The following is a 15,924-nucleotide window of genomic DNA, read 5'->3' on the forward strand; positions in this document are numbered from 1 at the left end:
GAACCGTCCCAGTCTCGCTCAGTGGTAACCGCCGCCACAGATATGATTTTCTCGTGAGATTTTGTGACGTGAAAAGCGCCACAATACGAAAGGCCATTCCATGACTGCCCCCGCAGATCCGCAGTTGCTTCTGGACCAGGCGGTCTCACGCCTCACCGGTCCAGGTGGGCCATTCGAGATCGTCGAAGAAGAGGTTCTCGGCACCGTCATGCCTGTGATGAAGAACCGCGGTCACGCCATCGGTGAACTCATCTCGGCATCTCGCGCCTGGGGCGACGGCGACTATCTCGTCACCAGCGATCGTCGAATCTCGTTCACCGAGCATGCCGATTCCGTTGCCGCGCTGGCAACTGCTCTGCGGGACAAGTACGGAGTCCGCAAGGGCGACCGTGTGGGCATCCTCGCTGCCAACACTCCCGAATGGGTCATGACGTTCTTCGCGACGCAGGCGCTCGGCGCGATCGCAGTCGGTCTCAACGGTTGGTGGGTTCCGCGCGAGGTCACTCACGGGATCGAACTCTCACGTCCGAAGGTTCTGGTCGTGGATGCCAAGCGCGGCGCCGCCCTCCCCGAACTGCCGGCAGACATCACGGTCCTCACCATGGAAGAGGATCTGCCCGCGCTCATCGCGGAGTATGCAGGCTCCGACGTGCCGAGCACCGACATCGACGAGGACGACCCCGCCGTCATCCTGTTCACCAGTGGTACCAGCGGCCGCCCCAAGGGCGCACTCCATTCGCACCGCAACGTGATGGCCGTCGTCGACTACCACAAGTACAGCGACGCGATCGGCGCCGCATTCACCGGCCGTGAGTACGACGCTTCCAAGCCGAGCCCACTGCGTTATCTACTCACCTCCCCGCTCTTCCACATCGCCAGCCTTCACAATCTGGTGGTTCCCCGTCTCGCGACGGGCAGTGCCGTCATCCTGACCGAGGGCGGCTTCGACGTCGACAAGGTGCTCGGGTTGGTCGAACGCGAGCGTGTCACCAACTGGGGTGCTGTCCCCACGATGGCATCGCGGCTACTCGAGCACGGCAACATCGCCAAGTACGACGTCTCTTCGCTGACTGCATTCTCGCTGGCATCCGCGCCGTCGTCGCCCGCGTTCAAGGAACGCCTCAAGGAGCAGGTGCCGTTCGCACGCAATGCTCTGGTCGACAGCTACGGCCTCACCGAATGCAGCACCGCCATTGCGGTCGCCGTCGGCGCCGAACTCGAAGAGTTCCCAGGCACTCTCGGGCGTCCGATCATCACCGTCTCGATGGAGATTCGCGATCCCTTCGGCGAATGGCTGCCGGACGGCATCGAAGGTGAAGTGTGCGTACGCAGCCCCTTCGTCATGCTCGGATACTGGGAGAACGACGAGGCGACCGAGTCGGCAATTGCCCCCGGACGCTGGCTCCGCACCGGCGATTTCGGCGTAATCGAAAACGGGCGTCTCCGTCTCACCGGTCGTCGTTCCGACCTGATCCTGCGTGGCGGCGAGAACGTCTACCCCACCGAGATCGAGCAGACGCTCGACGAACACCCCGACGTGATCGAGTGCGCTGTCATCGGCATGCCGCACCCCGACCTCGGCCAGGAAGTGTCCGCCGTGGTTGTCCTGCGTCCCGGAGCCGCCACAACGGAGGCGGAGCTGCGTGATTACGCTGCCGAGCGACTGTCCTATTTCAAGGTGCCGTCGAAGTGGCGCATCACCAGCGATCTGCTGCCTCGCAATGCAACCGGCAAGATGGTTCGGCGCGAGATCACCGTATGACCGCGGAGCTGTCACGGATCGTCGCCGAGTCGGCGATCCGTGACCTGCTCTGCGAGTACACGCATCTGATCGATCAGGGCCGATTGCGTGAAGTCGCTGCATTGTTCGCTTCGTCCGACTACGGGCAGTGCGGGCCGGACGGGGTTGCCACCACGCTCATTTCGTCCGACGCCGACGCAGTGTTCGCAGCCTGCAGCGGCTTCATTCGAATGTACGGTGATCCGCCGGTTCCACGAACCAAACATCTGCTGACCAACACGCGAATCGCAGTCGACGGTGAATCAGCGACGGCACTCTCGTACGTCACGGTCATCCAAGGTACCGAAGATCTTGCCCTGCAACCCATTCTGGCGGGGCGCTACTTCGATCGCTTCACCTGCGTCGACGGGTCGTGGCAGTTCAGCTCGAGACTCTTCTGTCTGGACAACATGGGCGAGATGTCCGCGCATGCCAAGCGGGCACTGTAGAGGAACGACGACTGTGGAAATCGGCGTCAACATCTTGGGCCTCGAGGCCCTGTTCGACGGCAAGATTCGCCCGGTTCTGGACTTCGCCGCGCGTGCTGACCGTGCCGGGATCGATCTGATCTGCACCGGCGATCATCTCGGGTTCAATGCCGACGCTCACGCTCAGCGGGCAGCCGAACACAACTTCTTGTTCCCGTTGGATCACCCTTGGTACGAACCGATTTCACTTCTTTCCTCGATCGCCGCAGTGACCGAACGCGCTCGCCTCGGAGTATCGGTTCTGATCGCCACTGTTCGCCCAGCCGCTCTGCTCGCCAAACAGGTTGCCACTCTCGACTCATTGTCCGAAGGTCGAACCGTCATGGGTTTCGGCGTTGGATGGCAAGAAGCCGAATACACCGCCACCAACATGCCTTTCGACGCGCGATTCGGGCGCATGGAAGAGACCGTCGCAGCCTGCCGCGAACTGTGGACCAATGCACCGGCCACCTTCAAGGGACGCGACTTCGCTTTCGAGAATTACCACAGCCTCCCGCTGCCGATCCAATCCCGAATACCAGTGCTCTTCGGTTTCGGACCAAGCCGGCGGAACTTCGACCGCATCGCACGCGTCGCCGACGGCTGGACCGTGAACCCGACCGATCTGGGAACGTTCACCGACAGTGTTGCACTGTTGTGCAACACGTTCGAAGCCCACCAACGTGACCCGGAGTCGGCGCGCGTGCAAGTGTCTGCGGCGCCGGTTCGACGCGACAACGGGTCCGTCGACCTCTCGGCAACCGCAGACAAGACCCGGGACTGGTTCGCCCGCGGCGCGTCCGTCGTCGTTTTTCGACCTGCCGTATTCGATTGCGCTGCCGAAGAACTACCAGAACTACTCGACTGGATGACCAGCATCAAGGAGGCATGACATGGACCGGGCACTGCAGGATCTCATCGACAAGCAGGCAATTCGTGAGGTGGTTCTGACGTACTGCCGCGGCATCGATCGCCTCGACTTCGATCTCGTCCGCAGCGCCTACCACCCGGACGCGATCGACCATCACACCGGATTCGACGGCACCATCGACGAGTACATCGCCTGGGCCACAACAAAACTCTCCGCGATCGGCGGCACGATGCACCACATCGGCAACCACCTGGTCGAACTGCACGGCGCCCACGCGATCAGCGAGGCCTATTCGATGTCCACACACTGGGGCGGGCCCGAAGACATCGGAATGATCAACTTCACCAGTGGTGCGCGGTTCATCGACCACATGGAGCGGCGCGACGGCCGTTGGGCGATCAAGGAGAGATGGGCCGTACGCGAGTGGACTCGCTCGGACGAGGGCCGCTTCGTCAACCCCGAAGGGCCTGGTCCGCGTGGGCGTCGAGATGCCTCGGATCCGCTGACAGCATTACGACTAACCCTTGAGATGCACTGAAATTCAGGAAACCGACTATTCCGACTGATTCAAGAATTCGACGCCATTCGAACGCATATTCGAATAAGATCGATGCATGGTCAACCCCACGACAGAGCTCTTCGGTATCTCAGCACAGCTGACCGGTACCGAAACTGATTGTGCGCTGGTTGATCTCATGACCGATCTGCATGCATGCGAGGCGATGCTGGTCGAACGCAAGCTCGCTGTGATTGCCGAGTTCTTTTCGCGGCGAAGCTCGGAGCATGTCGCCAGTGGTGCGTGGTCGTCGACCGCACACGAGTTGGCGGAGTCGGAAGTCGGTGCGTCACTGACGATGGGTCGCGCGGCTGCCGGCAAGCTGATCGGATTGGGGTTCTCGTTAAAGACTCGTCTGCATCGCACTCGAGCGGCGATGGCGCGTGGCGAGTTGGATCTGTACCGAGTTGGTTTGATCGATTCCGCGACCGCGAACGTGAAAGACGAATTGATCGACGAGGTGGAACGACTACTGCTCGAGCAGGTTCTCGCCCCACCAGTAGCAGGCGGAACGGGCTTGACGGGAAGACGACTGACAGCGGCGATCGATCGGATCGTGGCGATGGTGGACCCGGAAGGTATGCGAGAACGCCGACGCCGTGCTCTCACCGATCGGTTCGTCGGAGTCAGCGCTGCCGAGGACGGGATGGCAAAGATCTTGGGAAGCGTTCCGGCAGAGCAGGCTCGGGCATTCGACGGCCGACTACGCGAGTTGGCAGTGTCGGTATGCCGAAACGACTCACGAACGTACGAGCAGCGACGAGCCGACGCGCTCTTCGAGTTGACCAACGGATCACAATTCTTGCCGTGCAACTGTGGCCGAGCTGATTGCCCGCAGGATCGTAGCGGTGGTGTTGTCGTTCGTCGGCCCGTGGTTCACGTCGTGATGACTGATTCCACTCTGCACGGTGGCGGCGAGCCCGCCCACCTCGACGGGTACGGGGTGATCAGCGCTGAGCATGCTCGCGATATCGCCCGTGACGCCGCAATTCGAAACGTCCGAGCACCTGCTGATGACGTCGTAGAGCCGGTGTCTGCTTCGGCGCGCGTCTACCGACCGGGCGCCGTTCTCGATACCTGGTTACGGATCATCGCGGGCAGCTGCCAATGGCTGCATTGTGATGTCCCGGCCTGGAATTCCGATCTGGACCACAATGAACCGTTCCATCATGGCGACCCCGAACGCGGCGGTAAAACGATCGCGTCGAATATGAGTGCGTTCTGCCGCAACCATCATCGCCTCAAGCATTCCGACCGGTGGCGGTTCACGTCGAACGAGGATCGGACCATGTCGCTGACGTCTCCGACCGGGCATTGTTACCGAACGCGACCCGCAGGATTGATGGCTGGATCGCACGAACCGACACCGCCCCAGGGCGGTCGAAATCGGCGGACCCAGGCGGAGAACAAAGCTGCCCGTATCCAGAGTGAACGCAATCGCCAGCGCCGACGGATACAGAAACGAGCAGAGGAGCACGTTCAATATAAGCGGCGGAAATCACCGCGAGCCCGCCGAGAACCCATCGACTACGGGGACGACCCGCCACCGTTCTGAGATACCGAGCGGTGTCGAGGCGCGCCGACGGGTCGCAGGGTCAGTCTGACGTCGGCTTGGTGCCGTCTTCTGGTGCCGGATCGTCGTCGGCAAGCGGATCTATGGTGTCGACACCTTCGAGGACGGTCAGCTCTTCTTCCGCCTCGGCGAGGAGCCCTTTGGCTTCAGCTTCGACCTTCTTCACCCAATCGGACATCCCGAGCCTCTTCTCTTCCGAAGCGAGTTCCCGCTGTAACTGAACTCAGACTACGTCGCCGGCGACGAATTTCGCCGTCCCCTCGGGTCAGTACTCATGACCGAGTAATCATGATTCACGACGGACGGAGCACGCATGCCCGGACAGTTGGAAGGCAAAACCGCACTGATCACCGGGGCCGCCCGAGGTCAGGGCAGGAGCCACGCCGTGCGATTGGCGCAGGAGGGCGCGAACATCATTGCGCTCGACATCTGCCGTCAGATCGAATCGGTGGCCTACCCGATGGGAACCGCCGACGATTTGCGGCAGACAACAGCAGCGGTCGAGAACCTGGGACGAAGTATCGTCGCGCGAGAAGTGGATGTTCGCGATCTGTCCGCACTGCGAACTGCGGTATCCGAAGGAATTGCGGAGCTGGGCAGCGTCGACATCGTCCTGGCCAACGCCGGTATCGGCATGATGTCCCCGGATATCGACGATGCTCGCGCCTTCCGCGACCAGATGGAGGTCAATCTATTCGGCGTCTGGAATACCGTCCAGGCCGCAGCGCCCGCGATGATCGAACAAGGTACAGGTGGCGCAATAGTACTTACCGGATCAACTCTGGGACTTGTCGGTCGTGGAGGTGACGGCACCGGCGGATCCGACGGCTACTGCGCGAGTAAACACGCCATCGTGGGGCTTGGGCGCACGTGGTCGCACTGGCTTGCTCCCCACAATATTCGTGTCAACTCCGTGCACCCGACTGGCGCGAATACACCGATGGTCGTCAACGACGCGGTCGCGAAGCTGTTTGCGGACTCCCCGACATCGAGCGGAGCCGACGTGGGCAACCTCTTGAACGTCGAGTTGATCGAAGCTGCCGACGTCAGCAACGCGATAGCCTGGCTGGTTTCGGATCAGGCTCGATACGTCACAGGTATCGCGTTGCCGGTCGACGCCGGGTTCACGGCCAAATAGATGCCGGATACACCGGCCGAGTCGCCGTCGATCAGTCGACGGTCGGCGCCCACTGCACGCCGTTGATGTGCCCACCACCGTCGACGAAGAGGGTGTTGCCGGTGACGTAACGGCTGTCGTCACTTGCCAGGAAGGCCGCAACGGGGCCGATGTCGTCGAGGGGATCGCCGATCCGCCCCATCGGGTTCTGTGCGGCCATCACTGCCACGTTCTCCGGATTGGCTTCGGCGACACGCTTGTACGCCGCACTCTGCGCACCGGGACAGATGACGTTGCAGTTCACCTGCTTGGGAGCCCACTCGCGGGCAGCAGTGCGAGTCAGGGTTCGCAATGCTTCCTTCGCCGCGTTGTACTGCACCGAGTACATGTGAGCATTCACGCCGTTGAGGCTGCACATGTTGATCACGCGGCCCGTGCCGTGACGCTCCAGTTCCGGCAGGGCAGCCTGCATCGCCCAGAATGCCGCCATCACTGCCATGTCGAAACCGCCGCGCAATTGCTCGTCGGTCATCTTCTCGAGCCGAGCGAAACCGAAAGTCCGCCAAGCATTGTTGACCAGGATGTCGAGGCGTCCGAACCGCTCGACGGACTTGTCGACCATGGCAACAACCTGAGCTTTGTCAGTGACGTCGGTCCGGACGAATTCCGCCTCCGCGCCCCATTCGTCCCGCAACCACTGGGTGGTTTCGAGGCCCGCTGCCTCGTCGATCTCGGCAACCAACACCGACGCGCCTTCACGCGCGAACGCGCCCGCCACTCCACGCCCGATGCCCATACCGGCACCGGTGACCACTGCTACACGTCCGTCGAGCTTGCCCACTGGGCCCTCCTTCGTCAGAACCCCTGTGCGCCTTTTTGGTAGTTCCCACTACCAAAAAGGCGCACGGGGGCGAAGCCCCTACCTGGGGCGCGGCACGGTCTTGTCGATGAACAGTCCCTCTACCGACACACACAATTCGCCGTCCGCAGTTTTGATCTCACCGACGGTGTGAATCTTGCGGCCGTCCTTGGACAGGAATTTGCCGCTGATCGTGAGGGGCTCGAACAGCGGAGTCGGGCGATGGTACCGAGTGCTCAATTGTGCTGTCATGCCGGAATTTCCACCCCAGGCGTTCGCGACGCCGAGAACGTGATCGAGCAGCAGCGCCGAAACACCGCCGTGCACATGGCCGGGAGGGCCCTGGTACGGCAGCGTCAACGTGACCACTCCCTGCACCGACCCGTCAGCGAGCCCTTCCAGAACGAGCGGCGGCGCAATGGCGTTCTCGGGGCCGGTCACGGGGTCGTGACGAGTCACGCCCTCACCGTTCCACATGTCGATCAACCGCTCGGCCACCTCGGGTGAGTGCTGTTCGAGATGCTCTGCAATGCTGTTGAGCTCCTCCGCAACCCGGTCCAAATTGGCGTTTCCGCGGTCGGTGCGCAGCATCGCGTCGACAACGCGACGCGCTGCTGCCGTGGCCCGGTCGACCGGGGCGTCCTGCGGCGGCGACGTCAGAATCGTGCCGCCCGGATGTGTCGCTGCTGTGGGGTGCGAACCGAGGTCCATCAGTTGATCTCCATTGTTGCGTGCGTGAGAACCGGGGAGTTCTCGCGTTCGGGGCACGTCGCCGCCAACGTCAGTGTGTTGCCGTCCTGCCATACCGAGGTGGTGATGGATTCGCCGGGGAAGAGCGAACCGGCAAACCGCACCGAGTAGTTCTTTACCCGCGTCGGATCTCCGTCGAGAATCCCGTCTACCACGGCCTTGCAGACGATGCCGTACGACGCGAGGCCGTGCAGAATCGGTGCATCGAAGCCCGCCATCTTCGCGAAGGAGGGATCAGCGTGCAGCGGGTTCATGTCTCCACTGAGTCGGTACACCAGCGCCTGTGAGGGACTCGTGCTCGACGTCAGTACCTTGTCGGGCGCTCGATCAGGCACCCCGGCAACAACTTCGGGCCCGGTGTTGCCGCCGAATCCACCTTCGCCGCGCGCCCAGATCTGCATTCCGGTGGTCCATAACGGATTCCCGTCCAGGTCCTCGGCCGCCGTCTCGAGAACGATCACAGCTGCCTTTCCCTTGTCCCAGACATCGGCGACCCGAGAGGAAATACGGGCAGCACCCGTCGACGGGATGGGCGCGTGAAGTGCCAGCGACTGCCCACCGTGCAGGATCTTTCGCAGATCGATGTCGATTCCCGGCATACTCATCGACGGTGCGGGCAGTACACCCGCCGAAACTCCCTGGCCTGCAACCATTGCAAACGTCGGGAGTACCTTCAGCCCCTTTTCGTACACCCAGGTCAGTTCAGCGGGATCGAGAGCATTCACCCCTGCCCCGAGTCCCAATTGGTAGAGCATGACGTCGCGATCGGTCCACGACGCCTCGCGCACAGTCGGTTCGGCGGCCAACGCCACCTCGAGATCGATAGCCATCAGTTCTCCAAAGTTCCGGCTCGGTAGACCGTCACGACGCACGCGCCGCCCAGTCCGAGGTTGTGTTGCAAGCCAATACGAGCGCCTTCGACCTGCCGCGCATCCGCGGTCCCCCGGAGCTGCCACGTGAGTTCGGCGCACTGCGCCAAGCCCGTCGCGCCCAGCGGGTGTCCCTTCGAGATCAAACCACCCGACGGGTTGACGACCCACTGGCCGCCGTACGTGGTCGCGCCGGATTCGACGAGCTTTCCGCCTTCTCCGACCGCGCACATCCCCAGGCCCTCGTAGGTGATGATCTCGTTGATCGCGAAGCAGTCGTGCAGTTCGATGACGTCGACGTCATCGATGGTGATCCCGGCCTGCGCGAAGACCTGCTCTGCCGCAGCTGCCGTCATCGGCGCGCCGACCACGTCGATCATCGACTTCTCGGCGAACGCTGCCTCGGTGTCAGTGGTCAACGCCTGTGCGACGATTTCGATCGCCCGGTCTTCGAGGCCGTGCTCACGCACGAACTTCTCGCTCACGACGATCGCGGCTCCGGCGCCGTCCGAGGTCGGCGAGCACTGCGAACGTGTCAGCGGCTCGTGAATCATCTTGTCGCCGAGTACCTGTTCGAGGGTGTACTCGTCACGGAACTGTGCGTACGGATTGTTCACCGAATGCTTGTGATTCTTGACCGCCACCGCTGCGATCTGCTCGACCGTGGTGCCGTACTTCTTCATGTGCTCGACGGCAGCGTTACCGAACAGCTGAGCTGTCATCGGCGATCGGGCGAACCCGTAATCCTCGACCATGATCTTCAGCTGAGAGTCCAAGGTCGTGACCTTGGGCATCTCACCGTTACCGGTCAACGCCGTTTTGGTCATCTTCTCGAAGCCGACGGCCAAGGCGCACTCGGCTTGTCCGGCCTGGACCCACTCGCGCGCCATCATCAGCGCCGTCGAGCCGGTCGCGCAGTTGTTGTTGACGTTGAAGATCGGAATGCCGGTCAGACCGGTCTCGTAGAGAGCTCGCTGTCCTGCTGTCGACGCGTTGAACACGTAACCGACCGCAGCACGCTGAATCTGGCCGTAGCCGATCCCGGCATCGGTCAGGGCATTCGAGACGGCTTCGGTCACCATGTCCGGGTATTCCCAGTCGCGGGTCTCGATCTTCTCGAACTTGGTCATGCCGACGCCGATGACGAAGGTGCGATTGCTCATGTGCAGGTCACTTTCCCGGTTCAGGGTCGCGAGGCAGACCCAGGATTCGCTCACCGATGATGTTGAGCTGAACATTGGTTGTACCACCCGCGATGGACATGCACTGCGAGTTCAAGAACATCTGGGTTGCAGACATCCGATGCTGTTCGCCCAGAAGTGAACTCGGTCCGGCCCACTCCATTGCCACGTCCCAGACCTGCTGGATGTGCTCGACACCGATCAGCTTCGCCACCGAGGATTCGGCACCCGGCTGCGCGCCGGTGAGCGAGCGCAGCGTGGTGCGCAGACCGAGCAGACCACCGGATTGCGCGTCGCACAGCACCTTTCCGAGCACGGTCAGCTGCTCGTCGTCGATGCCACCGGGCAGTCCGTCGACCAGGCTCAGAAGAGCCTCGCCACCCGATCCGAGCGACGAGTCGTTGGACAGCGAGACACGCTCGTTGGCCAGCGTGGTGCGAGCGAGCTTCCAGCCGTCGCCTGGCTCGCCGACCAGGCACTCGTCGGGAACGAAGACGTCGTCGAAGAAGACTTCGTTGAACAGTGCTTCACCGGTGATCTCGCGAAGCGGGCGAATGTCGAGGCCGCTGTTCTTGATGTCGATCAGGAAGTAGGACAGACCCTTGTGCTTGGGGGCGTCGGCGTCGGTGCGCGCGAGGCAGATTCCCCAGTGCGCGTCGCGTGCCATCGACGTCCACACCTTCTGGCCCTGCAACTTCCAGCCACCGTCGACCTTGGTGGCCTTTGTACTCAGCGCGGCGAGGTCGGAACCTGCGCCGGGCTCGGAGAAGAGCTGACACCAGACGATGTCGCCGCGCAGTGACGGCGGGACGAACTTGGCGAGCTGCTCTTCGTTGCCGTGCGCGATGAGCGTCGGGATGACCCAGTTGCCGATGATCATGTCGTGCGGCTTGATCTTCGCAGCGCGCAGTTCTTCGGCGATGACCAGCTGGCTGACGGCATCGGCGGATTTGCCCCACGGAGCCGTGAAGTGCGGTGCGGTGTAGCCCTTTTCCGCGAGATACGTTTTCTGGGCGGCGCCTTCGAGTTCGAGTGCAGGAGCGAGCTCGGCTCGGACGTCGGCTCGGATCGCCTCGGCCTCGGGCGGCAGCTCGACGCTGAGCACGCGACGGGTTCCGGCAATGGTCAGCTCGGCAACGCGACGACGCCAGGATGCCGTGGAACCCAGCAGAATTCGCAGGGACTGCGCGCGGCGCAGGTACAGGTGCGCGTCGTGCTCCCACGTGTAGCCGATTCCGCCGAGCACCTGGATGCAGTCACGCGTGACGGAGAAGCCAGCCTCGAGGGCCGTGGCTCCGGCGACGGCTGCTGCGAGAGAAGCCTCTTCGGCACCGACGCCGTTGGCGGGAGTCAGCGCACGCGCAGCGTCCCAAGCGCAGACGCGTGCCTGCTCGGCAAGCGCGAGCATACGTGCAGCCTTGTGCTTGACACCCTGGAACTGGCCGATCGGGCGACCGAACTGCTGACGCACCTTCGCGTAGTCGGCCGACGTCGTGACTGCCCAGTCGGCCAAGCCTGATGCCTCGGCCGCGAACAGTGTTGCGGCAATGTCCAGTACACGCTGGGTATCGATGGTGAGGATCTCGGAATCGGTGAGCACCAAACCGTCGACGGTGACCTCGGAGTTACGACGCACGACGTCGTAGCTGGCCAAGTCCGTAACCTCGAGGCGGTCACGTCCGAGCAGAACGAATCCGCTGTCCGTCGCGAGGAGGAACAGGTCAGCGACATGGCCGCCGAGAATAAGGCTGGACGTTCCGCTGAGGGTGGTGTTGTCGCCGTCGCGGGTGATCTTCAGCGAACCCGGCTGTAGTGCAACAGCTCCGAGCGTGCTGCCATCCACGAGCGTCGGCAGTCTGTCCGTTTCTCCGGCATCACTGAGAACAGCGCTGACCACTACCGTCGGCAGGAACGGTCCGGGAACCATCGAGCGTCCAAGTTCCTCGACGACGATGGCGAGTTCGACCAATCCGTATCCTGCGCCGCCGAATTCCTCGGCTACGTGTAGTCCGAGAAGCCCCTGCTCGGCAAGCCCGTTCCAGAGTTGGGGGCGAGTTTCGACCTTCGCCTCGACGGCTTCACGGACGACGGTGGGTGTTGCGTGACGCGCCGCCCAGCCCCGTACGGAGTCGCGGAGGTCACGATCTTCTTCACTCAATCCAATAGTCATGTCTACCTCGTCAATTCGACAGTGTCAGTACGGGTCAGATGCGTTCGATAATGGTGGCGGTCGAGAGAGCGCCACCGGCGCACATCGTGACCAGAGCCGTCGACTTGTTCGAGCGCTCGAGTTCGTGCAGCGCAGTGGTGATCAGACGAGCGCCCGTGGAACCGACGGGATGTCCGAGCGCGATCGCACCACCGTTGACGTTGACCTTGGACAGGTCTGCGCCGTGAACCTGCGCCCAGGAGAGCACGACCGAGGCAAAGGCTTCGTTGATTTCGACGAGATCGATGTCGTCCAAGGTCATTTTGGCCTTGTCGAGCACCATCTGGGTGGACTCGATCGGCCCGTCCAGGTGATAGAAGGGATCGGATCCGACCATGCCGGACGCGACGATCCGCGCGCGGGGCTTCAATCCCAGTTCCTGTGCGCGCTCTTCGCTCATCAGCAGTACCGCAGCCGCGCCATCACTGATCTGCGACGAGTTGCCGGCGGTGTGGATATGGCCTTCGATGACCGGCTTGAGCCCAGCCAGCGCTTCTGCCGTCGTCTCACGCAGTCCCCCGTCGCGAGTGACAGTGGCGATCTCACCGGTAGGCACGCCTTCCTTGTCCACCACGGGAGCCTTGACGGGCACGATCTCGCGGTCGAAGCGTCCTTCTGCCCAAGCCTGAGCTGCGCGGCGCTGCGATTCCAGACCGAACGCGTCGACGTCGGCGCGCGTGATCCCACGCTTCTCGGCAATTCGCTGCGCGGAGGTGAACTGGTCACCCATGTCGATGGTCCAGTCGTCCGGGTACGGGTTTCCCGTTCCGGGTGCGTTTGCCTGACCCAGGAACACACGGCTCATAGCCTCGACGCCGCAGCCGATACCGGCCGAGATCTGACCAGACGAAATCAGGCCGGAAATCAAATGCACTGCCTGCTGGGCGGATCCACAGGCGCAGTCGATAGTGGTTGCCGCGGTGCTGTACGGCAATCCGGCGTGCAGCCACGCCTGCCGCGTGACGTTGTTGGACTGCTCACCCGCCTGGGTGACACAGCCGCCGATGATCTGTCCGATGTCTTCCGGTGCGACGCCTGCCCGTTCGAGAACGCCGAGCTGCGCTGCTCCCAGAATCTCGGCGGGGTGCAGTCCCGCCAGGGCGCCGCGACGACGGCCGATCGGTGTCCGAGCGGCCTCGACGATGACTGCATGACCCATGATGTTCGCTCCTTCGTGGAGTTTTCGGTCGGTGAGCTGGCTCACCGTCTAATTTTCTGTAATTTATTCTATTAATGATGTCAGGGCAATGTCCGGATTGACATCAACTCTCAACTGATGCGGATTCAAAAATAGAATTGATTTCAATATTGCGAACATGACGAACCCACCCCAGAGAGGGGCGAAGTCACGTCAGTGCCGTGAGAGATTCACCAGAAGCAGGTCGCAACCCTTGCGGATGTCGTACTCCGCATCGGGGATGGAGATTCGACCGTTGAGGCACGATTGGATGACCCCGAACCACAGCTGCATCAGCAGACGCAACCCGGTGTTGTCTTCCTCGGTGGGGTTCTCGATCCCGGCCGCATCGAGAATGATCTGCCGGAAGCCGCGATCGATCTTTCCCACGTCCGGCACCGTCGCGACGTTGGCGGTACTGGACGACTGCAGCATCGCAGTCGAGAGAGCCGGCCGACGCAGTAACCCGCGAGTCGCGCGAACCAATACCTCGTACACCGCATCCTGCGGATTGTCCGACTGAACCTGATGCCTGACAAAGCTGGCACCGATCTGGTCGATCTGCTCGACCATCACAGCGACGAAGAGGTGCGTCTTCGAGGGGAAATAGCGATAAAGAGTGCCGATGGCCACGCCCGCCCGCTTGGCGACCTCGTGCATCTGTACCCGTGAGAGTTCCTTCTCGGTCCCCAATTCGGCTGCCGCTTCCAGCATCCGCACATGGCGCGCCCGCTGCTCGTCCGAACTGGGCTCTGCAGCGTCCCTGACCTCGGCAATTCTCGGCAACGTCGCCCCCATCATCGATTCTGTGTCCCGGTCGCGAACGACCTCGCCAATTCTCTCATCTCGACCACCCATCTCGGCATATTGCCCGCTCAGTGGGACCTGGCATGGCCTTCTCTCCCCGTGCGGTATTCCGTGGACACCCCACCCTCTTGGAGTAAGGACGCAATGATGCAGGACTGGACCACCGAGTGCGACGTGTTGGTAGTCGGCTCCGGCGGCGGCGCGCTGACCGGCGCATACACCGCGGCAGCTCGAGGATTGACGACGATCGTCCTCGAGAAAACCGATCGCTTCGGCGGAACTTCCGCGTACTCGGGCGCATCCATCTGGCTGCCGGGAACCCAAGTACAGGAACGTGCGGGACTCCCCGACTCGACGGAGAACGCACGCACCTATCTGCGCGCATTGCTCGGCGACGCCGAGTCCGAGCGCCAGGATGCCTACGTCGAGACCGCTCCCGATGTCGTCGCACTACTCGAGCAGAACCCGCACATCGAATTCGAGTTCCGTGCGTTCCCCGACTACTACAAGGCCGAAGGCCGGATGGACACGGGACGCTCCATCAACCCTCTCGATCTCGATCCCGCCGACATCGGTGACCTCGCCGGCAAGGTGCGTCCGGAACTCGACCAAGACCGCACCGGTCAGGATCATGCTCCCGGCCCGATGATCGGTGGGCGCGCACTGATCGGCCGACTGCTGGCCGCAGTCCAGAGCACCGGTAACGCAGAACTTCGTACCGAATCCATCCTCACCTCCCTGATCGTGGAAGACGGTCGGGTTGTCGGCGCCGAGGTCGAATCCGGCGGCGAAACCCAGCGAATCAAGGCGAACCGCGGTGTGCTGATGGCAGCGGGCGGCATCGAAGGCAACGCCGAGATGCGTGAGCAGGCCGGCACCCCCGGCAAAGCGATCTGGAGTATGGGTCCCTTCGGCGCCAACACCGGTGACGCGATCTCCGCCGGAATTGCTGTCGGTGGCGCAACCGCTTTGCTCGATCAGGCGTGGTTCTGCCCCGGCGTCGAGCAGCCGGACGGCAGCGCCGCATTCATGGTCGGCGTTCGCGGCGGACTCGTCGTCGACAACGCGGGCGAGCGTTACCTCAACGAGTCTCTCCCGTACGACCAGTTCGGCCGGGCCATGGATGCGCACGACGACAACGGTTCTGCAGTGCCGTCGTTCATGATCTTCGACTCGCGCGAGGGTGGCGGACTACCTGCCATCTGCATCCCGAACACGGCGCCGGCCAAGCACCTCGAGGCCGGAACCTGGGTCGCCGCCGACACTCTCGAAGAACTCGCCGCCAAGACCGGACTGCCGGCCGACGCATTGCGCAGCACTGTCGAAAAGTTCAACGATGCCGCAAAGCTGGGAGTCGACGAAGAGTTCCATCGCGGCGAAGACCCGTACGACGCATTCTTCTGCCCACCCAACGGCGGCGCGAATGCGGCACTGACGGCGATCGAGAACGGTCCGTTCTACGCGGCCCGCATCGTCCTCAGTGACCTCGGCACCAAGGGCGGATTGGTCACCGACGTCAACGGTCGAGTCCTGCGTGCCGACGGCAGCGCCATCGACGGCCTGTACGCCGCCGGCAATACGAGCGCGTCACTGAGCGGCCGCTTCTACCCCGGTCCTGGCGTTCCGCTCGGCACGGCCATGGTCTTCTCGTACCGAGCAGCCCAGGACATGGCGAAGTAACCAGCACAACGAGGACGTGGGGCAGGCA

15 protein-coding genes are annotated in these 15,924 nt (G+C 62.8%); 7 read left to right on the forward strand and 8 right to left on the reverse strand.

The window, feature by feature from the left end; genetic code table 11:
• Positions 1 to 100 precede the first annotated feature (100 nt).
• The 5 genes from AOT96_RS05470 to AOT96_RS05490 all read left to right on the forward strand — a co-directional run bounded on the left by AOT96_RS05470 (position 101) and on the right by AOT96_RS05490 (position 5,229).
• Positions 101 to 1,762 carry a class I adenylate-forming enzyme family protein gene (locus AOT96_RS05470; RefSeq protein ID WP_007732670.1) on the forward strand — a complete coding sequence of 554 codons (1,662 nt, stop codon included), beginning with the start codon at positions 101 to 103 and terminating at the stop codon, positions 1,760 to 1,762.
• Positions 1,759 to 2,229, forward strand: a complete 471-nt coding sequence (locus AOT96_RS05475; protein WP_030536992.1) for a nuclear transport factor 2 family protein — start codon at positions 1,759 to 1,761, stop codon at positions 2,227 to 2,229. Before AOT96_RS05470 ends, AOT96_RS05475 begins: the two co-directional genes overlap by 4 nt.
• Before the next feature lie 13 nt (positions 2,230 to 2,242).
• The gene (locus AOT96_RS05480) at positions 2,243 to 3,139 is read left to right on the forward strand and encodes a TIGR03619 family F420-dependent LLM class oxidoreductase (RefSeq protein ID WP_054187457.1); all 897 of its coding nucleotides are present in this window, start codon (positions 2,243 to 2,245) and stop codon (positions 3,137 to 3,139) included.
• A gap of 1 nt (position 3,140) precedes the next feature.
• On the forward strand, positions 3,141 to 3,656 hold the full coding sequence (locus AOT96_RS05485) for a nuclear transport factor 2 family protein (RefSeq protein ID WP_065351412.1): 516 nt from the start codon (positions 3,141 to 3,143) through the stop codon (positions 3,654 to 3,656).
• A gap of 76 nt (positions 3,657 to 3,732) precedes the next feature.
• The gene (locus tag AOT96_RS05490) at positions 3,733 to 5,229 is read left to right on the forward strand and encodes a DUF222 domain-containing protein (protein ID WP_065351413.1); all 1,497 of its coding nucleotides are present in this window, start codon (positions 3,733 to 3,735) and stop codon (positions 5,227 to 5,229) included.
• 40 nt (positions 5,230 to 5,269) lie between these two features.
• On the opposite strand, the gene AOT96_RS35645 is transcribed toward AOT96_RS05490, so the two are convergent.
• Positions 5,270 to 5,425 (reverse strand): hypothetical protein, encoded by a 156-nt coding sequence (locus AOT96_RS35645; protein ID WP_003940615.1) that lies wholly within the window; start codon positions 5,423 to 5,425, stop codon positions 5,270 to 5,272.
• Positions 5,426 to 5,560: 135 nt separating this feature from the next.
• Between AOT96_RS35645 and AOT96_RS05495 the strand changes: the two genes are divergently transcribed.
• The gene (locus AOT96_RS05495) at positions 5,561 to 6,385 is read left to right on the forward strand and encodes a mycofactocin-coupled SDR family oxidoreductase (RefSeq protein ID WP_003940537.1); all 825 of its coding nucleotides are present in this window, start codon (positions 5,561 to 5,563) and stop codon (positions 6,383 to 6,385) included.
• Between the two features lie 31 nt (positions 6,386 to 6,416).
• On the opposite strand, the gene AOT96_RS05500 is transcribed toward AOT96_RS05495, so the two are convergent.
• The 7 genes from AOT96_RS05500 to AOT96_RS05530 all read right to left on the reverse strand — a co-directional run bounded on the left by AOT96_RS05500 (position 6,417) and on the right by AOT96_RS05530 (position 14,210).
• Positions 6,417 to 7,205, reverse strand: a complete 789-nt coding sequence (locus tag AOT96_RS05500) for an SDR family NAD(P)-dependent oxidoreductase (RefSeq protein ID WP_007732675.1) — start codon at positions 7,203 to 7,205, stop codon at positions 6,417 to 6,419.
• 78 nt (positions 7,206 to 7,283) lie between these two features.
• Entirely contained in the window at positions 7,284 to 7,934 is a 651-nt protein-coding gene (locus AOT96_RS05505) for a PaaI family thioesterase (RefSeq protein WP_065351414.1), read from the reverse strand.
• The gene (locus AOT96_RS05510; RefSeq protein ID WP_007732676.1) at positions 7,934 to 8,803 is read right to left on the reverse strand and encodes a MaoC/PaaZ C-terminal domain-containing protein; all 870 of its coding nucleotides are present in this window, start codon (positions 8,801 to 8,803) and stop codon (positions 7,934 to 7,936) included. Before AOT96_RS05510 ends, AOT96_RS05505 begins: the two co-directional genes overlap by 1 nt.
• Entirely contained in the window at positions 8,803 to 10,005 is a 1,203-nt protein-coding gene (locus AOT96_RS05515) for a lipid-transfer protein (protein ID WP_003940027.1), read from the reverse strand. The genes AOT96_RS05510 and AOT96_RS05515 overlap by 1 nt, the downstream gene beginning before the upstream one ends.
• Before the next feature lie 7 nt (positions 10,006 to 10,012).
• On the reverse strand, positions 10,013 to 12,193 hold the full coding sequence (locus AOT96_RS05520; RefSeq protein WP_007732680.1) for an acyl-CoA dehydrogenase: 2,181 nt from the start codon (positions 12,191 to 12,193) through the stop codon (positions 10,013 to 10,015).
• A 34-nt stretch (positions 12,194 to 12,227) separates the two neighbouring features.
• A complete protein-coding gene (locus AOT96_RS05525) occupies positions 12,228 to 13,391 on the reverse strand; it encodes a steroid 3-ketoacyl-CoA thiolase (RefSeq protein ID WP_007732681.1) in 1,164 nt (387 codons plus the stop codon).
• A 192-nt stretch (positions 13,392 to 13,583) separates the two neighbouring features.
• Positions 13,584 to 14,210 carry a TetR family transcriptional regulator gene (locus AOT96_RS05530; RefSeq protein ID WP_030536987.1) on the reverse strand — a complete coding sequence of 209 codons (627 nt, stop codon included), beginning with the start codon at positions 14,208 to 14,210 and terminating at the stop codon, positions 13,584 to 13,586.
• Positions 14,211 to 14,363: 153 nt separating this feature from the next.
• On the opposite strand from AOT96_RS05530, the gene AOT96_RS05535 reads away from it, so the two are divergent.
• On the forward strand, positions 14,364 to 15,896 hold the full coding sequence (locus tag AOT96_RS05535; protein ID WP_037128865.1) for an FAD-dependent oxidoreductase: 1,533 nt from the start codon (positions 14,364 to 14,366) through the stop codon (positions 15,894 to 15,896).
• Positions 15,897 to 15,924: the final 28 nt, after the last annotated feature.

The organism is Rhodococcus sp. 008 (assembly GCF_001682295.1).
GTDB classification, from domain to species: Bacteria; Actinomycetota; Actinomycetes; order Mycobacteriales; family Mycobacteriaceae; genus Rhodococcus_F; species Rhodococcus_F qingshengii.